Below are 20071 nucleotides of genomic sequence, written 5' to 3'. Positions count from 1 at the left end.
ACGCTGTGTGGTTAGTTTTTTGCAATCGTTGTTTTCGCGGATATGGCAGGAGCAAAGTTTCATGGTGGAGCTGCAACAGAGATCCAGGACGATGGGCGAGAAGGCTGCGCAGGTGTCGCCGTTGTCGGTGCTGCAGCGTTTCCGGGTGCTGATCCGCACGGCCCAGCGCCATTCCCAGTGGATCGAGCGCCAGAGCGGCGTCACCGGCGCGCAACTGTGGGCATTGCAGGAACTCAAGGAAGTGCCGGGACTGCGCGTGGGCGAACTGGCCAACCGCATGGCGCTCCATCAGTCGACCGCCTCGAACATGATCGACCGGCTCGAAGGCGCCGAAATGATTCGCAAGGAACGGACCAGCGCCGACCAGCGCGTGGTGCGGCTCTACCTCACCGAGCAGGGCGAGGCGCTGCTGGCGCGTGCGCCGTCGCCGGCGCGCGGCGTGCTGCCCGAGGCACTGCGCCTGCTCGACCAGGAGTCCCTGCGCGACCTGCAGGACGACCTCGACGCGCTGCTGCGCCAGATCAAGGACCTGGACGCCGGCTTCGGCATGCAGCCGCTGCCCTTTGCCGAATGAGCCCGGCCGTGGCGATGGTCCGCGGGCGCCGCTGCGACTGAACGCGGCGGGAGCGGCGGCGTTTGTCGTGCCGGCCCGCCGGGGCCGGGCGGTGCGTGATGCCGCGAGCGCGGACACGCTCGCCGCCGCGGGCCTTCTCAGTGCCGTTTCGACAGCGACTGCATCGCGCGCGCGAGGCCGTCCAGCGTCATCGGGAACATCCGGCCGCCGACGAGCTGGTGGACGATGCCGATCGACTGGCGGTAGCTCCACAGGCGCTCCGGTTCCGGATTCAGCCAGGCCGCGGCCGGATAGGCATCGAGCAGGCGGCGCAGCCAGGTGGCGCCGGGTTCGGCGTTCATGTGCTCGACCGAGCCGTGCGGCTGCAGGATCTCGTAGGGGCTCATGGTCGCGTCGCCGACGAAGATCAGCTTGTAGTCCGGGCCGTACTTGTGGATGACGTCCATCACCGCGGTGCGCTCGCGATGGCGGCGCAGGTTGTCGCGCCACACGCCCTCGTACACGCAGTTGTGGAAGTAGAAGTATTCGAGGTGCTTGAACTCGCTGCGGCAGGCGGAGAACAGTTCCTCGCAGACCGTCACGTGGTCGTCCATCGAACCGCCCACGTCGAGGAACAGCAGCACCTTCACCGCGTTGTGGCGCTCGGGGCGCATCAGCAGGTCCAGCCAGCCGGCATTGCGTGCGGTAGCGGCGATGGTGCCGTCCAGGTCGAGTTCCTCGCTCGCCCCCTCGCGCGCGAAGCGCCGCAGCCGGCGCAGCGCCACCTTGATGTTGCGGATGCCCAGTTCCACGCCGTCGTCGAGGTTGCGGAACTCGCGCTTGTCCCACACCTTCACCGCGCTGCGGTTGCCGGCCGATTCGCCGCCGACGCGGATGCCCTCGGGATGGGTACCGCTGTTGCCGAAGGGCGAACTGCCACCGCTGCCGATCCATTTGCTGCCGCCCTCGTGCCTGCCGTTCTGCTCGGCCAGGCGCTTGCGGAACTCATCCATCAGCTTGTCCCAGCCCAGCTTCTCGAGCTTCGCGCGCTCCTCGGGCGTGAGGTGTTTCCTCGCCATCGCGCGCAGCCATTCTTCGGGCAGGTCCACGTCCAGCCCGGGGATCTCCGTCACGCCGCGGAAGTACTCGCCGAAAGCCTGGTCGAAGCGGTCGTAGTGGCTTTCGTCCTTGACCAGGCAGGCGCGTGCGTAGAAGTAGAACTCGTCGAGCGAATGCCCGCACACCCGCTGCTGCAGGCCCTCGAGCAGGGTCAGGAATTCGCGCGTGGATACCGGCAGCTTGCGCGCCTTCAGGTGCAGGAAGAAGTCGATCAGCATCGTGCGCCTCCGGCCGGCGTCATTCCCCGATCGCCACTGCCCAGGACAGCGCCTTCAGGTGCCGCTCGGAGGCCGTGTGCGGGGGCACGCCGCAGCGCGACGCGGCGCTGACGATGCGTTCGGCGTTGAACTGTTCGCAGGCGATGGCCAGTTCGAGCAGCGGCGCGTAGGGGCCTTCGCCATGCCGCACCGCGAGTTCGATCTCGGGTGGCAGGGCCAGCGGCGCGATCGCCTTTTCCATCGGCACTTCGAGGATGACGTCGATCAGTGACAGCAGGCCGGTGAGGAAGAGCGCCTCGCGCTCGGCGCTTTCCCGCTCGGCGCCGAGCAGTTCCAGCATGCGAGCGCGCACCAGGGCGCTCTCCAGGGCCGCCGAGCTGCGGCCGGATCGGCCGTCGGTGCCGCACACGAGCAGGATCAGCCAGCGGTACAGCTTTTCGCGGCCGATCACCACGACCGCGCGCTCGATGGAGGAGACGTACTCGGCCAGGCCGTTGGATGCGGCGTTGATGTAGCGCAGCAGGCGCAGCGACAGCGCCGCGTCCTCCTTCAGGAGGCCGGCCAGTTCGCTGGTGTCGGCGTCGGTCCTGACCTTGCCGATCAGCCGCGTCAGGCGCGCGGTATTCGGCCCGAGGTCGCGATCGTCCCAGTTCTCCCGGCTGGTGATGAAGGGGCCCTGGAAGAGGCTGGCGCCCAGCTTGAAGCAGAAGCGGAAATCCTCCAGTCCAGGCAGATCGCGCACCAGCAGGCGCGCCTGCGGAGCCGCCTCGACCACCTGCGAGGCGAGTTGCAGGCTGCGGCGCGCATCCAGCGCCGGGGCGCGCAGCATGACGAAATCGGCCTGCGGCAGCAGCGGCTCGAATTCGCGCACGACCGTCGGGTCGGGCAGGGCGATGCGCACGCCGGTGACGCGCAGGCGCCCGATCGTTTCGCGCAGGGCATCGATGCCGGGGGCGCCCGGGTCCGGATGGGTGCCCAGCACCAGCACCGTCTTGTGCGGCGGCAACCCGGTGAGGCAGGGGTGCTCGAGGAACGAATCCGGGACGTCGATGAAGGCGAAGCGGCGCCCGATCAGCGTGCCGATGTCTGCCCGCGCGAGGTTGCGCACCAGGACTTCGGCGTACAGGTGGTGGACCCGCCGGCTGCTGTGGCGGATGCGGTTGCGCGTGCCTTCCTGCAGCATGAACTGGTAGCCGGCGATGCGCTGGTCGCGGCCGAGTACCGCTTCGCGGCACACGAAGACGGTGCTGGCGTCGAGTTCCGCCGGCGCGGCGTCGCCCTCGCTGCGCAGCGGGGCCGTCCGGTTGAGCGTCTGGAAGCCCGCAGGATCGCTGTCGCGGGGCGGGACGGGGGCCGGGCTTCGGCCTGCGGTGGCCGTGGCAGGCCGCCGGCGGCGGCCGAACAGCCAGTCGAGGATGGCTTTCAGCATGTCGCTTCCCCGGCCTCAGCGGTTCTGCCGCGCCATCATCACCAGCCGTTCGAACAGGTGCATGTCCTGTTCGTTCTTCAGCAGCGCGCCATGCAGCGGCGGTACGGTCACCTCGCGGTCGGGCGAGCGCAGCGCCTCGGCCGGGATGTCCTCGGCGACGAGCAGCTTCAGCCAGTCGATCAGTTCCGAGGTCGAGGGTTTCTTCTTCAGGCCGGGGATGTCGCGCAGGCCGAAGAACACCTCCAGCGCTTCGCTCAGCAGCGCCTTGCGGATGCCGGGGAAATGCACGTCCACGATGCGCTGCATCGTGTCGCGGTCCGGGAACTTGATGTAGTGGAAGAAACAGCGGCGCAGGAAGGCGTCGGGCAGTTCCTTCTCGTTGTTCGACGTGATGAAGACGATGGGGCGGTGGCGCGCCTGGATCGTCCGGCGCGTCTCGTACACGTGGAATTCCATGCGGTCGAGTTCGCGCAGCAGGTCGTTGGGGAATTCGATGTCGGCCTTGTCGATCTCGTCGATCAGCACCACCGTCGGCGCCTCGGCCTCGAAAGCCTGCCACAGCACGCCCTTGACGATGTAGTTGCCGATGTCGCGCACACGGTCGTCGCCCAGTTGCGAGTCGCGCAGGCGCGAGACCGCGTCGTATTCGTAGAGCCCCTGCTGGGCCTTGGTCGTAGACTTGATGTGCCACTGCAGCAGCGGCAGGCCCAGCGACGTCGCGACCTGTTCGGCGAGCATGGTCTTGCCGGTTCCCGGCTCGCCCTTGATCAGCAGCGGGCGCTGCAGCCGGATCGCGGCATTGACCGCCAGCATCAGATCCGGCGTGGCGACATAGTCGCGCGAACCTTCGAAGCGAAGTTCGGACATCGGGGATTCCTCTGATTAATTCCGTGCAATTATAGGTCTAGCGTTACGCAAAAAATGCGGACCGGCCGCGACGACGTCCACCCATCACGGAGACAAGACACAATGATCCGATCACATCTGCTGCTGGCGGCGGCGCTGTCCGCCTTCATGTCATCCTCCCATGCCGCCGAGGGCCATGCGGAGGCAGCGAAGACCAAACTGTCGATGTGCATCGGCTGTCACGGCATCCCGGGTTATCGGACGAGCTACCCCGACGTCTATCCCGTTCCCAAGCTCGGCGGCCAGCACTCCGAATACATCGTCAGCGCGCTCACCGCCTACAGGAGCGGCGAACGCAGCCATCCGACGATGCGCGGCATCGCCGAGGGCCTGTCCGAGCAGGACATGGCCGACATCGCCGCCTACTATTCCGCGGGCGCGCCGGCGCCGGCGGCGACGCCCGCGGCCAACGACAAGGCGCAGGTCTGCGCCGCCTGCCACGGTCCCGACGGCAACAGTCCGGCGCCCGCCTTTCCGCGCATCGCCGGCCAGCACCAGGACTACATCTACCAGGCCCTGCAGGACTACAAGGCCGGCCGGCGCAAGAATCCCATCATGGCGGCGCAGGTCGAGAGCCTGAGCAAGCGGGACATGGAGGCGCTGGCCGTGTGGTTCTCGTCGCAGCCCGGACTGTTCGTGAAGCGGTAGCGGACCGGCGGTGCGGCCCGCCTCAGGCCGGGCCCGCCCCTTCGTGCAGCCGGCCGAAGGCTCGTTCGAGGTCGGCGATCAGGTCGGCCGGTTCCTCGAGTCCGACGTGGAAGCGCACCGCCGGACCGCCCAGGTCCAGCGGGGCCGCGGTCCGCACGACGCTGCCGTAGGTGGGCAGCGCCAGGCTCTCGAAGCCGCCCCAGGAAGCGCCGATGCCGAACAGGCGCAGGGCGTCGATCATGGCGTCGATCCGCGTCTCGCCGAATTCGGGCCGGAACACCACGCCGAACAGGCTGCATGCGCCGTCGAAGTCGCGCCGCCAGATGTCGTGGCCCGGCGCGCCGGGCAGGGCGGGGTGCAGCACGCGCAGCACCTCGGGCCGGGCGGCGAACCAGCGCGCCACTTCCAGGCCGGAGGCCATCTGCTGCCGCAGGCGCACGTTGAGCGTGCGCAGGCCGCGCAGGGTGAGCCAGCAGTCGTCCGGGCTGGCGTACTGGCCGTAGAGCAGCGCGGTCTGCCGCACCGCGCGCCAGTCTTCGTCCGAACGGGTGACGATGCTGCCGAGCAGCACGTCGGCATGCCCGCCGGCGTACTTGGTGAGCGCCTGGATGGAGACGTCGACGCCGTGCCGGAAGGGCTGGAAGAAGTGCAGGCCCCAGGTGTTGTCCATCAGGACCTTGAGGCCGCGCCGTCGCGCCAACGCCGCAAGGGCGGGCACGTCCTGGATCTCGAAGGTGTGCGAACCCGGGCTTTCGAGGTAGAGCACGCGGGTGTTCGGGCGGACGAGCGCTTCGAGTTCGGCCGGGGCCAGGTCGGGCCGGTAGTAGCCGACCTCGACCGCCATGCGGCCGGCGAGCACGCCGTCGCAGAAGCTGCGCACCGGCCCGTACACGCTGTCCGGGATCAGGCAGTGTTCGCCGTGGCGAAGGTAGGCGAGCAGCGCGATGCAGTTGGCCGCCAGGCCGGAGGACACGACCTGGCAGCGCGTACCGCCCTCGATGTCGGCGATGAGGTTCTCGAGCGCGTGGTGGGTCTCGTTGCCGTGCAGGCCGTAGGTCAGGTACTGGTCGTAGCGGTGCTTCCAGCTCTCGCGGCGCGCGGCGGTCGAGGGGACGAGCACCGTGGAGCCGCGGTGCAGCGGCGGGTTTACGAAGCCGTGCACGCGCGTGCCGGGGCGGGCGAGGTGGGACAGGCGGGTGGCGAAGTGGTCGTCGTGTTGTTCGGGCATGAGGGTGGGGTAGGGCTCTGAGGTGGGGTGGGGTTCTAACCGCCGGCCGCGGCGGGTGTTCGTTCCATGGGCTGCGGAACTCGCTCGCTGCGCTCGCTCAGACAGTCCTCGCCCATTCCACGAACACCCGCCACGGCCAGCTTGACGGTGGTGGGGCTTCGTGAAGTGGCTTCTCGGAGTGTCTGGGGGAATCCGTGCCGATCGCTTCCGCCGACGTCGGGACGAGCGCGCCGGGTCTTCCCGCCGCCGGCTGCGGAACTCGCCTCTTTGCTTACTCGCCTTTGCTTCGCTCGGCTTGGATGTCCTCGCCGGCTCTGGAAATCCCCGGCTTTGCACCTCGGAAGATCAAGGGAAGCCTGCGCGGCGGACAAACGAATCGTAATCCCTGCCACTGCCCGGCGGTTTTCCTGAGGCCCGATACGGTCAAGCCGGCCGTGCGGGGTATTCGTGGGGTAGGCGAGGACTGTCTGAGCTCGCGTAGCGAGCGAGTTCCGCAGCCTACGGAACGAATACCCCGCGCGGCCGGCGGTTGGCACCCCAGACAGTCCGCCACCGAGAACAGCGATCAGATCGTCGCCACTCCCTTGTCGTCGAAATAGCCCTCGAACAGCACCGAACTCAGGTAGCGCTCGCCCGAGTCCGGCAGGATCACGACGAGGGTCTTGCCCGCGTTGGCCGGGTCCTTCGCCAGCCGCGCCGCCACGGCTACCGCCGCGCCGCACGAGATGCCCGACAGGATGCCTTCCTCGCGCGCCAGGCGCCGCGCGTATTCCACCGCCTCTTCGTTCCCGACCTGCTCGACCTGGTCGACCAGCGACAGGTCCAGCACCTCGGGAACGAAGCCCGCGCCGATGCCCTGGATCTTGTGCGGCCCGGGCTTGAGTTCCTGCCCGGCCAGCTTCTGCGTGATCACCGGGCTGGCCGACGGCTCCACCGCCACCGACAGGATCGCCTTGCCCTGCGTCTTCTTGATGTAGCGCGACACGCCGGTGATGGTGCCGCCCGTGCCCACGCCCGACACCAGGATGTCGATCGCCCCACCGCTGTCCTGCCAGATCTCCGGCCCGGTCGTGCTCTCGTGGATCCCGGGGTTGGCCGGGTTCTTGAACTGCTGCAGCAGCACGTACTTGCCCGCATCGGAGGCGGCGATCTCCTCGGCCTTCGCGATCGCGCCGCTCATGCCCTTCGCGCCCTCGGTCAGCACCAGCCTGGCGCCGTAGGCCACCAGCAGCTTGCGCCGCTCGATGCTCATCGTCTCGGGCATCGTCAGCGTCAGCGGGATGCCTTTCGCCGCGGCGACGAAGGCCAGCGCGATGCCGGTGTTGCCGCTGGTGGGCTCGACCAGTTCCTTGCCCGGGCCGAGCAGGCCGCGCTTTTCGGCATCCCAGATCATCGCCGCGCCGATGCGGCACTTGACCGAATACGCCGGATTGCGGCCTTCGATCTTGGCCAGCACGGTGGCGCTGGCGCCGTCGATGACCCGATTCAGGCGGACGAGCGGCGTGCGGCCGATCGAATCCGCGTTGTCTGCATACCAGTTGGACATGTTCCGTTTCCTCTTCCTGTCTTGGTCTGTCTGGGAGTGGTGCAGGACTGCCACCGGCGGCGAAACTTCCGTCCGCCGTGCCGATGGCGATCATACCGCCACTTCCAGATTAGCCCAGCTTCGGAAACGGGTCAGGCGGGGAGGGCGTGTTTCGCCGGAGCGTGCTGCACCGCCGCCTCGGTACCGTCGTGGAAATACCGCAGTTCGCCGGGCGTGAACGCGACCCATTCCTCGCCGGTGGTGAGCGGCTTGGTCGCGATGACGGTCATGCGGTCGTCGACGTGGTTGCGGCGGCTGAAATCCACGCTCAGGTCGTGATCGACCAGGCGCACGGACTTGAAGGGATGGGCGCGCCGCACCCGATGCAGTTGCGTCGAGCAGTGGGCGAACAGCCCGCTGCCGTCCGACAGCAGGAAATTGAAGGGGCCGAAACGGGAGATTTCCTCGCACAGCTCGGCAAGCGCGGCGAGCAGCGCGGCCGTCGTCGGGTGCGCGGTGCCGCAGCGGCGGCGCAGTTCCTGCAGCAGGTAGCAGAAGGCGTGTTCGCTGTCGGTGGTGCCGGTGGGCGTGTAGCTGCCGTCCAGCGGCAGCCGGTGGTTCTTGAGGTCGCCGTTGTGCGCGAACGCCCAGTTCCGCCCCCACAGCGCGCGGCCGAAGGGATGGCAGTTCGACAGTTCGACCGCGCCCTGGGTCGCCTTGCGGATGTGGACGATGAGGTTGTGTGACTTCACCGGATCGCGGCGCAGCCGCTCGGCGAGCGGGGAGGTGCAGGACGGGCGGTCGTCGCGCAGCACGCGGCAGCCTTCGCCGTCGAAATAGGCGATGCCCCAGCCGTCGCGATGCTCGTCGGTCTGCCCGCCGCGCCGCACGAAGCCCTCCAGCGAGAATTCCAGGCTCGCGGGTTTGTTGCAGTTCATGCCGAGCAGTTGACACATGATGGCGACGGACGATGGTGCGGTGCGGTAGGCACATCATCGCGTCCGTCTTGCGTGCGGACAATGAACTTGTTCCGCTTTCGCGTGCTGATCAGGCGAAACTGTCACAAGTGCGCAACACCGGCATCCCCGGCCGAAGCCGCCGCAGAGCGGGAGGCTACCGGCCGGCCCGCGGCCGGCCTCATTCCGCGCCGGCCCGCCTGCGCAGCCTGCCGACATAGGCGGCGCCGTCGGGCGGCGTGCCGTTGCGCTGGGCATCGAACAGCGTCTCGCCCAGGGCCTCGAGCGCGTCGTGCATGGCGTCGTGGCGGTCGCCGTGGTGCTGGCAGGCGGCGTCGAAGGCGGCGCGGATGCCGGACGGCTGGTCGATCGACAACTGTTCCTCGATCGCCAGGTGCAGCGACAGATGCAGGAAGGGGTTGATCTGGCCGGCTTCCGGCGGGAAGTCGCGGTCGACCGATTCCGGGTCCTCGATCACCGCATGGTATTCGGGGTGCATCGCCATGATGTCGGCGGCGACCGATTCCATCGGCGTCAGCACTTCCTTCGCGCGGTACTTGCGCCAGGTCTCGATGAAGAAATTGCGCACCTGGTCGCGGCTGGGGTTGAACATCTCGTGGGTCTCTCGTCGGTTTGCAGCGGCCGGGCACGGTCCGCCCGGGTTCGTCGGCAGGCGTTGCGCTTTCACGCCGTCTTGTCGCGGTACAGGCACAGGTCGCGCACGCAGCACTCGCCGCATTTCGGCTTGTGCGCGGTGCAGACGTAGCGGCCGTGCAGGATGAGCCAGTGATGGGCGTCGAGCAGGTACTCCTTGGGCACGCGGCGCAGCAGCGCGTTCTCCACCGCGACGACGTCCTTGCCGGGCGCCAGCCCGGTGCGGTTGGCGAGGCGGAAGATGTGGGTATCCACCGCCATCACCGGCTGGCGGAAGATCGTGTTCAGTACGACGTTGGCCGTCTTGCGGCCGACGCCGGGCAGCGCTTCGAGCGCCTCGCGCCCGGCCGGCACTTCGCCGCCGTGGCGCTCCAGCAGCAGGCGCGATAGCGCCACGGTGTTCCTGGCCTTGTTGCGGAACAGGCCGATCGTCCGGATGTGGCCGGCGACGCCGTCCTCGCCCAGCGAGACCATTGCCTCCGGCGTGGGGGCGGCGGCGAACAGCTTGCGCGTGGCGAGGTTCACGCTGCGGTCGGTGGCCTGCGCCGACAGCACCACCGCGACCAGCAACTGGTAGGGCGAGGCGTATTCGAGTTCGGTCTTCGGCTCGGGGTCGGCGTCGTGCAGGCGGCGGAAGAATTCGCGGATCGCTTCGCGTTTCATGTTCGCCATCGTCAGCCGGCCCCTTCCGCCGCGGCACCGGGCGCGGCACCCGGCGCCTGTGGGCGGCGGTGGGCGCGGGCTTCGAGCCGGGTCTTGATCGCGTTGTAGGCGGCGATCAGGCAGCCCAGGGCGAAGAAGGCGCCCGGCGGCAGGATCGCCAGCAGGAAGCCCGGATAGTCGTCGCCGAACACCACGAGGGCGGACGCGCCGGGGATGATCATCTCGATGCCGGAGAACAGCGTGCCGCTGCCCAGCAGTTCCCGGAGGCCGCCCAGCAGCGTGAGCACCCACACCAGCCCCAGTCCCATCATGACGCCATCCACGGTGGATGCGACCGGGCCGTTCTTGGCGGCGTAAGCCTCGACGCGGGCGAGCACGATGCAGTTGGTGACGATCAGCGGGATGAAGATGCCGAGCACCAGGTACAGGTTGTGCAGGTAGGCGTTGAACAGCAGATCGATCACCGTCACCAGCGCGGCGATGATCAGGATGAACACCGGGATGCGGATCTCGTAGGGAATGAAGTTGCGCAGGCTCGCGATCACGAGGTTGGACAGCGCCATCACGAGCACTGTCGCCAGGCCCAGGCTGGTGGCATTCACCATGCTCGTGCTGACGGCCAGGATGGGACACAGGCCCAGCAACTGGGCGAGGCCGGTGTTCTGCTTCCACAGGCCGTTGTGGGCGATCTCGCGGAACTGCCGTGAGGTGATCATGGCTGGCTTCCTTGCAGTGTGCTGCCGGGGGCGGCGGAGAACAGGGCGTCGCGCCGCGCCATGGCGAAGGCCGCGGCGTGGCCGGCGATGCGCGCCACGGCGCGGGCGCTGATCGTGGCGCCGGTGCGGTAGTCGAAGATCCCGCCATCCTTCTTCACCGTCCACCGCGCGGCGTCGATCTCGTTCCAGGACACGCCGGCGAACTGGCCGATCCAGGGCGAACGCTTGTTGCGGTCCTTCTTCGGGTCGATGTAGTCGCCCAGGCCGGGCGTCTCCTTGTGCGACACCACGCGCACGCCGGACACCGTGCCGTCGGCGCCGATGGCGACGATGATGCCGATGCGCCCGGCGTAGCCGTCAACGGCGGTGGCTTCGAGCACCAGCGCGGCGTCGGCGCCGTCCCGGCGCGCGCGCCATACACGTCCGCCGTCGTCGAGCCCCAGCGCCGGGGTCGGGCCCAGGTGCACCACGTCGTCGAGCAGCGCGTTGTCGTAACCGCCGGGCGGCAGCACTTCGCCGATCAGGCGCATCTGCGCTTCCTGCAGCGAGGACTGGATCGCCGGGCGGGTGGCCTCGTAGGCGGAGGCCATCAGCGCGGTGAACACCACGGTGAAGCCGAGCATGATGGCCGCGGTGCGCAGCGAGGTGCGGGCGGCGGAATAGCGCGCGCTCGTGGTCACGGGCGTTCTCCGCGATGGCCGAAGACGGGCGGCTGCGTCTTCATGTCGATGAGCGGCACGCAGATGTTCATCAGCAGCACGCCGAAGGCGATGCCGTCCGGGTAGGCGCCGAAGCTGCGGATGATCCAGGCGATGAGCGCGATGCCGGCGGCGAAGATCAGCTTGCCGCGCGGGGTCGTGGCGCCGGAGACCGGGTCGGTGACGATGAAGAAGGCGGCCAGCATCGCGCCGCCGCTCGCCAGATGGAAGAGCGGCGAGGCGTGGCGGGCCGCGTCGAACAGCCAGAACGCGCCCGACATGAGCGCCAGCCCGGCAACGAAGGCGGCGGGCAGATGCCACGTGATGGTGCGGGTGGCGAGCAGGAACAGGCCGCCCAAAGCGTAGCCGGCCGCGACCCATTCCCAGCCCTTGCCGCCCGCCGCGCCGAAGGCGCCGCCTTGCGACACGACCAGGTCCACGCCGTCGCCGCCGCGCATCCCGGTGCGCAGGGCGTCGAGCGCGGTCGCCGCGGTGACGGCATCGAGTTCGCGCGCGCCGCCGAGGATGAGGCCGAACTGGGTGGCGAAATCGAGCCGGCCGGCCGCCGGCCACTGCGACATCAGTGCCGGATAGGCGACGATCAGCGCGCAGAAGGCGACCATCGCCGGGTTGAAGGGGTTCTGGCCGAGGCCGCCATAGAGATGCTTCGCCGCGCCGACGGCAATCGCCACGCCCAGCAGCGTGATCCACCACGGCACGATGGGCGGGAGGCTCAGCACGACCAGCCAGGCGGTGACGATCGCGGAGAGATCGGCGACCGCGGGCGCGGCCGGCCGCCCGCGCAATTGCATGGCCAGCGCCTCGATGGCGACCGCCGCGGCGCTGGCCAGCGCGAGATTGACCAGGATGCCGGCGCCGAACTGCCACACGTAGGCGGCGATGCCGGGCAGCAGCGCGAGCAGCACCGTGCCCATCACGCGCTGGACGCTGGCCGGCTTGCGGATGTAGGGGGAGTGGATCATCTGGTCGGCGTGCGGGAATGGGTTTCCGGCGCGGGCGATGACGTCTGCGCGGGGGCGGGTTCGGCGGCCGCTGCGGCGCGGCGCCGGCGGGCTTCGATCGCGTCGATCTCGGCCTGCGTGCCGGGACTCGGGTCGTCCACGTTCCTGGGCCGGACCGCCGCCTTCTGCGCCTGGGCGCGTGCCAATGCGGCGGCGATCAGGGCCTTCTTGGGGTCGTCGGCGGCGGCCTGGATGGACGGAGTGGCGGCCGCGTCGGCGGCGGGTTCGCCCGCGATCCTGGCGTGCGTCTCGGCAGCCTTGGCGGCGAGCCTGGCCGCTTTCTCTTCCTTTTCGCGTTCCTGGCGGAAATTGCGGAACTCGAAGCGTTCGCGCGCCTGGTCGGCCGCCGACTTGTCGCGCTCGCGCGCCCAGATCTCGCTCTTGGCGAAGCGGTAGTAGTCCACCAGCGGAATGTGCGACGGGCACACGTAGGCACAGCAGCCGCACTCGATGCAGTCGAACAGATGGTATTCCTGGGCCTTGCCGAAGTTCCTGGCGCGGCTGAACCAGTAGAGTTCGAAGGGCTGCAGTTCGGCCGGACAGGCCCGGGCGCACTCGCCGCAGCGGATGCAGGGCTGCTCCGGCATCGGCGGCGGGAACAGCGCCGGCGACGCACAGATGATGCAGTTGCTGCCCTTCACGACCGGTACGTCGAGGCGCGGCAGCGCGAAGCCCATCATCGGGCCGCCCATCAGGTAGCGGTCGGTGTCCGGCCGCGGGCCGGCCAGCCGCAGCAGGTCGTCGATCGGCGTGCCGACGAGCACTTCCCAGTTGCCGGGGTGTTCGACGTTGCCGGTGAGGGTGACGATGCGCGAAATCAGCGGCTCGCCGTGCACGATGGCGCGATACACCGCGTATGCGGTGCCGACGTTGAAGCATTGCACGCCGTAGTCCGCCCCCAGCTTGCCGTACGGAATCTCGATGCCGGTCAGTACCCGGATGAGCTGCTTCTCGCCCCCGGCGGGATAGCGCGCGGGCACCGGCACCACGCCGACGCCCGTGGCCGCGCCTGCCGCGGCGCGCATGGCGGCGATCGCCTCGGGCTTGTTGTCCTCGATGCCGACGACGAGTTCGCGCGCGCCGATCAGATCCCGCAGGATCAGCGCGCCGGCGAGGATGTCCGCCGCGCGCTCGCGCATCAGCCGGTCGTCGCAGGTGATCCACGGCTCGCACTCGGCGCCGTTCAGCACCAGGGTGTCGATGCCCTCGCCCCTGCCGAGCTTGACGTGGGCGGGAAAGGTGGCGCCGCCCAGGCCGACGATGCCGCAGTCGCGCAGCCAGGCGAGCGCGTCGCCGCGGGAACGGTTGCGGTAGTCGAATGGAGCATGGTCGATCCAGCGCTCTTCGCCGTCGGGCTCGATCACCACGCAGCGGGTCTCGAGGCCGGAGGGGTGGGCCATCGCGTAGCGGCCGACATCCGCCACGGTGCCCGAAGTCGGCGCATGCACCGCCGTGCCGAGGACGCCTTCCGGATCGCCGATGCGTTCGCCCTTGAGCACCTTCTGCCCGGGCCGCACGATGCAGCGCGCGGTGGCGCGGGTGCTCTGGCGCAGCGGAACCTCCAGGCGGCCGGGCAGGGGCGCCCGGCGGATCGCCGCGCCGGCGGATTCGTTCTTGTGCGCATCGGGCTCGATGCCGCCGCGAAAACCGAACAGGCGCCCGATCATGCCGCCTTCCTGATCTCGATCACCGGGTATTTCCATTTCCAGGTCTGCACCGTCTCGGCGACCGGCACCATGCTGATGCAATCGACCGGACAGGGTGCCACGCACAGCTCGCACCCGGTACAGAGCTTGTCCACCACGGTATGCATCTGCTTGGCCGCGCCGACGATGGCGTCGACCGGGCACGCCTGGATGCACAGCGTACAGCCGATGCAGGTCTGCTCGTCGATCACCGCGACCGATCTGGGCTTCTCGATGCCGTGCTCTTCCGACAGCGGCTTGAACTCGCGCCCCAGCAGGTCGGCCAGCTTGCGGATGCCTTCCTCGCCGCCCGGCGGGCACTGGTTGATCCCGGCCTCGCCCCGGGCGATGGCCTCGGCATAGGGCTTGCAGCCGGGATAGCCGCACTGGCCGCACTGGGTCTGCGGCAGGATGGCGTCGATCTTCCCGACCAGCGGGTCGCCCTCGACCTTGAAGCGGATCGCGGCATAACCCAGCGCTGCGCCAAGCACGATGGCGATGCCGGTCATGACGAGAAGGGCTGAAAGCATGCGGGAACTCTTGTCGTTGTGCACCCGCGCCGCGATGCGGCGCGGCGGGCGGCCTCGCGGCACGATGGATTACTGGAAGCGGTCCAGCCCGGTGAACCCCATGAAGGCCAGGCTCATGAAGCCGGCGGTGATCATCGCGATCGCCGTGCCCTTGAACGGGGCCGGCACGTCGGCGCCGTCGAGCCGCTCGCGGATGCCGGCGAACAGCACCAGGGCGAGGGTGAAGCCGATCGACGAGCCGAAGCCGAACAGCAGCGATTCGAGCAGGCCGTGCCCGAGCCCGACATTGAGCAGCGGGATGCCGAGCACCGCGCAGTTCGTCGTGATCAGCGGCAGGTAGATCCCCAGCACCTGGTGCAGCACCGGGCTGGTCTTCTGGATCACCAGTTCGGTCATCTGCACGATGGCGGCGATCACCACGATGAAGGCCAGCGTGCGCAGGTAGGCGAGATCAAAGGGCTGCAGCAGGTAGTGGTCGATCAGGTAGCTGCTGCCGGATGCCACCGTCAGCACGAAGGTGGTCGCGGCGCCCATGCCGATCGCGGTCTCGAGCTTCTTCGACACGCCCATGAACGGGCACAGGCCCAGGATGCGCACGAAGACGACGTTGTTCACCAGAACCGCGCCGAGAATGACGAAGAGATAGCTGCTCATGGTCCGCAAGCCGGAAATGACGCGGCCGGATTATCCGCTTCCGCCCAGGGGGGCTCAACCCCGGGCGGGCAGCGGCTCAGGGCCGCGGTCCGGGTGCCGGCGGGGCGCCGATCACCAGGTTGTGGAAGGGCCACGCGCCCTTGCGCCGGTCGTCGAAGTAATGCTGCAGGGTCAGGGCGATGGTGCGGAAGGCGATCCGGTCCCAGGGGATGTCCTTTTCCCCGAACAGCGCGACCTCGAGGGACTCGTCGCCCGGGCGGAAATCCAGATCCAGCAGCCGCGCGCGGTAGATGATGTGCACCTGGCTGATGTGGGGCACGTCGATCAGCGTGTACATGGCGCCGAGTTCGATGTGCGCGCACGCCTCTTCCCAGGTTTCGCGCGCCGCGGCCTGCGCGGTGCTTTCCTCGTTCTCCATGAAGCCGGCCGGCAGCGTCCAGGCGCCGTAGCGCGGCTCGATCGCCCGCCGGCACAGCAGGATGCGGTCTTCCCATTCGGCCAGCGCACCGACCACCACCTTGGGATTCCGGTAGTGGATCGTGCCGCACTGGTCGCAGACGTGGCGGGGAAGGGAATCGCCGCTCGGGATGCGGAGCCGGACCGGGGCGCCGCAACTGGAACAGAACTTCATCGCAAAACGGGAAACGGACTGACCCGGCATTCTAGCCGGGATCGCCCCCGCCGGGACCGCCGCCGGCTGGCTGGAAGCACGGCCGGGCGCTAAAGTGCGGCCCTTTCCGTCCGTTTACGCCTTTCACGCAAACTGCGGCCGGCCATTGTGCCGCCGGCCCAGTCAATCCCGCCGCGAGCATGCCTCATGCAGAATCTCATCGACATCAAGCGCTTCGAGCAGCTCAAGGGAACGGGCGAACTGCCGTCGCCGCGCGGTGTGGCGCTCGCGATCATCCGCATGACGCAGGTGGAAGACGTGTCGATGGGCGAGCTTGCGCGGGTCATCAGGGGCGATCCGGCCTTCGTCGGCCGGCTCATCAAGGCGGCCAACGGTCTCGTCGGCCACGAGCGGCGCGCCGTCGTGTCGGTCCACGAGGCGCTGATGATGCTCGGCCTGCCGGCGGTGCGCACGATGGCACTCGGTTTCTCGCTGCTGTCGAACTACCGCAAGGGCGCCTGCACCGCCTTCGACTACACGCGCTACTGGTCTTCCTCCCTCCTGATGGCCCTCGCCATGCAGGCGCTGGCACGCCCCGTGCGCGCCATGGCCGCCGACGAGGCATTCAGCGTCGGGCTTCTCGCCCGTATCGGCGAACTCGCGCTGGCAACCCTGTACCCGGTGGAGTTCGGCCGCATCCTGACGGCCGTCAGGCATTCGGCCGGCGTGCGCCAGGCCGATCTCGAGCGGGAGGCGTTCGCGCTCGATCACTGCGCGCTGAGCGCAGCCATGCTCGCGGACTGGGGGCTGCCTGAAATCGTCATCAGGGCGGTGCGCCACTTCGAGCAGCCGGCGACGGCGCGCTTGCGCGAGAACAGCCGCGAGCACGCGCTCGTGCAGTCGCTCGTGCTGTCGCGCGCGGTGGCGCAGATCTGCCTGGCGGAGGAGAGCGAGCACGCCGCGCTGATGCCGGCCATGCTGCGGCTGGCCGCGCGGCTCGGAGTGTCGCGCGAGCATTTCGTCGCCGCCTGCGATCGCGTGGCGAGCGACTGGGTGGAGTGGGGCCGCCTGCTGCAGTTCGAAACCCATGCCGCGCCCAGGTTCGAGATGCTTGCCGGGCTCGGCGAGCAAGGCGAGACCGCGGCGCCGGCCGCGGGTGCCGAGTTCGCGCAGGCTGCGGACGCATCCGCGCCGGCGGCTCCCGATGCCGGGGCGCAGCCGGGCAGCCTGCGCGTGCTGGTGCTGGCTGCCGACGTGGCCGAGCGGCAGCGGCTGCGCCAGGCGCTCGAGCAGGACCGCCTCACCGTCTTCGAGGCGGACAGCGGAAGCCAGGGCATCGAGGCGGTGGTGGATCTGCAGCCGCACATGCTGCTCGTCGACTGGCAGTTGCAGGACATCGCCGGGATCGACGTCATCCGTTCGCTGCGCGAGACGCGGCTCGGACGCACGATCTACATGCTGTTGCTGATTCCCTCCGAGGACGACTTCCTGCTCGAAAAGGTCCTCGATGCCGGCGCGGACGACTTCGTCGCCAGGCCGTTCAGGCCGGTGCTGCTGGCATCGAGGCTGCGTGCGGCGCGCCGCATGGTCGGAATGCAACTGGAACTCGAACGCGAGCGCGAGGAGATCCGGCGCTTTGCCGCGGAGCTGGCGATCAGCAACCGCCGGCTCGAGGAAGTGGCGATGACCGACGCGTTGACCGGCTTCCCCAACCGCCGCTATGCGCTCGACCGCCTGCAGCAGGAATGGATCGCCGTCACGCGCAACCTGCGGCCGCTGTCGGCGATGATCATCGATCTCGACGGCCTCAAGCAGCTCAACGACGCGCATGGCCACGACGTCGGCGACATGGTGCTGCGCCAGTGCGCCGATGCGCTGCGCGGCGTGCTGCGCGCGCAGGATGTGATCTGCAGGACCGGGGGCGACGAGTTCCTCGTCATCTGCCCCGACACCGACCTCGGCGCGGCCTGCCACTGCGCGGAGCGCCTGCGGGCGGCGGCCGAAGCGCTGAGGATCGAGACCGGCGGCCCGCAACTGAGGATCACGGTCAGCATCGGCGTGGCGGCCCGCGACGGCCGGACGGGCAGTCTCGACGCGCTGATCAAGTGCGCCGACCGCGGCTCCTACCTGTCCAAGCAGCGCGGACGCAACCGCGTTTCCGCGCTGCAGCGCGAGGCGGACGGCGACTGAACGGACGGTCCGGGCCGTCTCTCCGGGTGTTGCTTTCGTGCGACGCGTGTCGCGGCGACGTGAATTTGTAACTTGCTGCAAGCTAGAAATTACTTTAACTTGCGCCACGTTGATCCCTGACAGGGAGCAGAATTCATGAGCCGCCCCGATTTTCAGGTCGAGATACGGGAACTGAACCTTGCCTATCTGATGCTCGCCCAGCAGATGCTGCGCAGCGACCGTGCCACGGCGCTGTACAGGCTGGGCATCGGCGAGAAGTTCGCCGACCTGATCTGCGACCTGTCTGCCGCGAAGCTGGTGAAGCTCGCCAGCAACCAGATGCTGATGCCGTGCTTCCGCTTCGACGACGCGGACCTGGCCCGTCTGATGAGCGGCGAGGGGCGGGATGCCGCCAGCGCCAGCCTGCATGCTGCGATCATCGCGGCGGGCAGGGCGGCGGAAGAGGCGGCCTGAGGAGCCTAGGATGAAGAACAAGCGTGTCATCGACGAGGCGCAGGACATCCGCCGCGCGGTGGAAATGGTGCAGTTGGGGGCCCGCATGCAGATGCTTGAGGTCGAGACCCGGCTCAGCCGCGAGAAGCTGCTCAAGATCTACAAGGAGGTGCGCGGCGCATCGCCGCCGAAGGGCATGCTGCCCTTCTCCACCGACTGGTTCATGACCTGGCAGCCGAACGTGCACGCGTCCCTGTTCATGGGGCTGCACCGCTTCTACGGGCAGCGCGCCGGCATCACCGGGCTGGATGCGACCATCAAGGCTTATCACCTCTACCTCGACCACATCGACGCCGAGGGCATGGAGCCGGTCCTGAGCCTGACCCGCGCCTGGACCCTGGTGCGCTTCTTCGACGCGGATCTGCTGCAGATGGCCAGGTGCACCTGCTGCGGCGGACACTACGTCGCGCACGCCTACGATCCCACCCACGCCTACGTCTGCGGCCTCTGCAACATGCCGTCGCGGGCGGGAAAGTCGCGTCGCCCGGCTGCGCGCAGGGCGCGTGCCGCCGCGGTCGCCTGACCGCCGCCGGCGCTTGGTACCGACGGGCTGTCCGCGTTGCGGACAGCCCGTCTTTTTTGTGCGTCCGGCGCCGGTGCGGCGTTCAAGTTTGCGCGGGGCGCGACGTTAAATTGATGCGACACCCCTTTCCGGGGCCTTCGGTGGAGTGAGCGGTGTTCCTGATCATTGGCTACGTCATCATCCTGGCAGCATCGGTCGGTACCTATGCCGTGCATGGCAGCCTGGGCGCCCTGTGGGTGCCGATGGAGTACCTCGCCATCTTCGGCCTGATGATAGGCGGCTTCGTCGCCAGCAACGGACCGAAGGCGCTCAAGGCGACCGTCGCCGCGCTGCCGATGGCGCTGAAGGGCTCGCCCTACAACAAGGCGCTCTATGTCGATCTGCTGGCCATGCTGTTCGAGATCCTGGCCAAGGTGCGCAAGGAGGGGCTCATGTCGATCGAGAACGACATCGAGAACCCGGATTCGAGCCCGATCTTCTCGAAGTATCCGGGCGTCACGTCGGATCATCACGTCATCGAGTTCCTGACCGACTACCTGCGCATGATGGTGGGCGGCAACCTGAACGCCTTCGAGATCGAGAACCTGATGGACATCGAGATCGAGACCCACCACCAGGAGGCGCACACCGCGCCCCACCTCGTGTCCAAGCTGGCCGACTCGGTTCCCGCCTTCGGCATCGTGGTCGCGGTGATGGGGGTGGTGAACGTGATGGGTTCGGTCGGCCAGCCGCCGGCCGTGCTGGGCAAGATGATCGGCGGTGCGCTGGTCGGCACCTTCCTCGGCATTCTCCTCGCGTACGGCTTCGTGGGGCCGGTCGCCAGCCAGCTCGAGCAGCGCGTGGAAGAAGGCGGCAAGATCTACCAGTGCGTGAAGGTGGTGCTGCTCGCCAGCATGAACGGCTACGCGCCGCAGGTGGCGGTGGAGTTCGGACGCAAGGTGCTGTATTCGACCGACCGGCCCGGCTTTGCCGAGCTGGAGCAGGAAATCAAGAACCGCAAGGGCTGACGATGGACCCCGCGTTCCGGCCTGCCGGCTACGGCCTTCCTGACC

The 20071-nt window shown here is 68.7% G+C and carries 21 protein-coding genes; 6 read left to right on the top strand and 15 right to left on the bottom strand.

Going from position 1 to position 20071, the window contains the following annotated elements:
• The first annotated feature begins 61 nt into the window (after positions 1-61).
• A complete protein-coding gene (locus CCZ27_RS12500) occupies positions 62-574 on the top strand; it encodes a MarR family winged helix-turn-helix transcriptional regulator (RefSeq protein WP_232516369.1) in 513 nt (170 codons plus the stop codon).
• 137 nt (positions 575-711) lie between these two features.
• Here CCZ27_RS12500 and CCZ27_RS12495 read toward each other — a convergent pair whose 3' ends face one another.
• Genes CCZ27_RS12495 through CCZ27_RS12485 form a run of 3 tightly spaced genes read right to left on the bottom strand, consistent with a single transcriptional unit; the run spans position 712 to position 4186 of the window.
• Positions 712-1890: a vWA domain-containing protein gene (locus CCZ27_RS12495; protein ID WP_096448611.1), complete on the bottom strand. Its 1179-nt coding sequence runs from the start codon at positions 1888-1890 to the stop codon at positions 712-714.
• A 19-nt stretch (positions 1891-1909) separates the two neighbouring features.
• Positions 1910-3319 carry an EAL and HDOD domain-containing protein gene (locus CCZ27_RS12490; RefSeq protein ID WP_096448609.1) on the bottom strand — a complete coding sequence of 470 codons (1410 nt, stop codon included), beginning with the start codon at positions 3317-3319 and terminating at the stop codon, positions 1910-1912.
• A 15-nt stretch (positions 3320-3334) separates the two neighbouring features.
• Positions 3335-4186 carry an AAA family ATPase gene (locus CCZ27_RS12485; RefSeq protein ID WP_096448607.1) on the bottom strand — a complete coding sequence of 284 codons (852 nt, stop codon included), beginning with the start codon at positions 4184-4186 and terminating at the stop codon, positions 3335-3337.
• A gap of 102 nt (positions 4187-4288) precedes the next feature.
• On the opposite strand from CCZ27_RS12485, the gene CCZ27_RS12480 reads away from it, so the two are divergent.
• The gene (locus CCZ27_RS12480) at positions 4289-4873 is read left to right on the top strand and encodes a c-type cytochrome (RefSeq protein ID WP_096448605.1); all 585 of its coding nucleotides are present in this window, start codon (positions 4289-4291) and stop codon (positions 4871-4873) included.
• A 22-nt stretch (positions 4874-4895) separates the two neighbouring features.
• Here the strand turns inward: CCZ27_RS12480 and metC are convergent, their stop codons facing one another.
• The 12 genes from metC to CCZ27_RS12420 form a co-directional block, all read right to left on the bottom strand.
• Positions 4896-6101, bottom strand: a complete 1206-nt coding sequence (metC, locus tag CCZ27_RS12475; protein WP_096448603.1) for a cystathionine beta-lyase — start codon at positions 6099-6101, stop codon at positions 4896-4898.
• A 565-nt stretch (positions 6102-6666) separates the two neighbouring features.
• Positions 6667-7647, bottom strand: a complete 981-nt coding sequence (gene cysK, locus CCZ27_RS12470; protein WP_096448601.1) for a cysteine synthase A — start codon at positions 7645-7647, stop codon at positions 6667-6669.
• Positions 7648-7778: 131 nt separating this feature from the next.
• Complete coding sequence (locus CCZ27_RS12465) at positions 7779-8582, bottom strand: class II glutamine amidotransferase (protein WP_096448599.1); 804 nt, start codon at positions 8580-8582, stop codon at positions 7779-7781.
• Between the two features lie 181 nt (positions 8583-8763).
• The gene (locus CCZ27_RS12460) at positions 8764-9195 is read right to left on the bottom strand and encodes a DUF1841 family protein (protein WP_096448597.1); all 432 of its coding nucleotides are present in this window, start codon (positions 9193-9195) and stop codon (positions 8764-8766) included.
• A 71-nt stretch (positions 9196-9266) separates the two neighbouring features.
• A complete protein-coding gene (gene nth, locus CCZ27_RS12455) occupies positions 9267-9899 on the bottom strand; it encodes an endonuclease III (RefSeq protein ID WP_096452509.1) in 633 nt (210 codons plus the stop codon).
• An 11-nt stretch (positions 9900-9910) separates the two neighbouring features.
• Positions 9911-10612, bottom strand: coding sequence for an electron transport complex subunit E (locus CCZ27_RS12450; RefSeq protein WP_096452507.1), 702 nt, complete (start codon positions 10610-10612; stop codon positions 9911-9913).
• Positions 10612-11295 carry an RnfABCDGE type electron transport complex subunit G gene (locus CCZ27_RS12445; RefSeq protein ID WP_503660834.1) on the bottom strand — a complete coding sequence of 228 codons (684 nt, stop codon included), beginning with the start codon at positions 11293-11295 and terminating at the stop codon, positions 10612-10614. Before CCZ27_RS12445 ends, CCZ27_RS12450 begins: the two co-directional genes overlap by 1 nt.
• A complete protein-coding gene (locus CCZ27_RS12440; RefSeq protein ID WP_096448595.1) occupies positions 11292-12296 on the bottom strand; it encodes an RnfABCDGE type electron transport complex subunit D in 1005 nt (334 codons plus the stop codon). The genes CCZ27_RS12445 and CCZ27_RS12440 overlap by 4 nt, the downstream gene beginning before the upstream one ends.
• A complete protein-coding gene (rsxC, locus tag CCZ27_RS12435; RefSeq protein ID WP_096448593.1) occupies positions 12293-14002 on the bottom strand; it encodes an electron transport complex subunit RsxC in 1710 nt (569 codons plus the stop codon). Before rsxC ends, CCZ27_RS12440 begins: the two co-directional genes overlap by 4 nt.
• Positions 13999-14550, bottom strand: a complete 552-nt coding sequence (rsxB, locus tag CCZ27_RS12430; protein WP_096452503.1) for an electron transport complex subunit RsxB — start codon at positions 14548-14550, stop codon at positions 13999-14001. Before rsxB ends, rsxC begins: the two co-directional genes overlap by 4 nt.
• Positions 14551-14619: 69 nt before the next feature.
• On the bottom strand, positions 14620-15204 hold the full coding sequence (rsxA, locus tag CCZ27_RS12425) for an electron transport complex subunit RsxA (RefSeq protein ID WP_096448591.1): 585 nt from the start codon (positions 15202-15204) through the stop codon (positions 14620-14622).
• A gap of 76 nt (positions 15205-15280) precedes the next feature.
• Positions 15281-15835: an NUDIX hydrolase gene (locus CCZ27_RS12420; RefSeq protein ID WP_096448589.1), complete on the bottom strand. Its 555-nt coding sequence runs from the start codon at positions 15833-15835 to the stop codon at positions 15281-15283.
• A gap of 186 nt (positions 15836-16021) precedes the next feature.
• Here CCZ27_RS12420 and CCZ27_RS12415 point away from each other — a divergent pair, with 186 nt between their 5' ends.
• The 4 genes from CCZ27_RS12415 (at position 16022) to motA (ending at position 20026) form a co-directional block, all read left to right on the top strand.
• The gene (locus CCZ27_RS12415; RefSeq protein ID WP_096448587.1) at positions 16022-18004 is read left to right on the top strand and encodes a diguanylate cyclase; all 1983 of its coding nucleotides are present in this window, start codon (positions 16022-16024) and stop codon (positions 18002-18004) included.
• A 135-nt stretch (positions 18005-18139) separates the two neighbouring features.
• A complete protein-coding gene (gene flhD, locus CCZ27_RS12410) occupies positions 18140-18457 on the top strand; it encodes a flagellar transcriptional regulator FlhD (RefSeq protein ID WP_096448585.1) in 318 nt (105 codons plus the stop codon).
• A 10-nt stretch (positions 18458-18467) separates the two neighbouring features.
• Positions 18468-19019 (top strand): flagellar transcriptional regulator FlhC, encoded by a 552-nt coding sequence (gene flhC, locus CCZ27_RS12405; protein ID WP_096448583.1) that lies wholly within the window; start codon positions 18468-18470, stop codon positions 19017-19019.
• 152 nt (positions 19020-19171) lie between these two features.
• Positions 19172-20026, top strand: a complete 855-nt coding sequence (motA, locus tag CCZ27_RS12400) for a flagellar motor stator protein MotA (RefSeq protein ID WP_096448581.1) — start codon at positions 19172-19174, stop codon at positions 20024-20026.
• The last annotated feature ends 45 nt before the right edge of the window (positions 20027-20071 follow it).

The sequence above is a fragment of the Thauera sp. K11 genome, assembly GCF_002354895.1.
In the GTDB taxonomy this organism is placed as follows: Bacteria; Pseudomonadota; Gammaproteobacteria; order Burkholderiales; family Rhodocyclaceae; genus Thauera; species Thauera sinica.
This window is presented reverse-complemented; position numbering and strand designations above follow the sequence as displayed.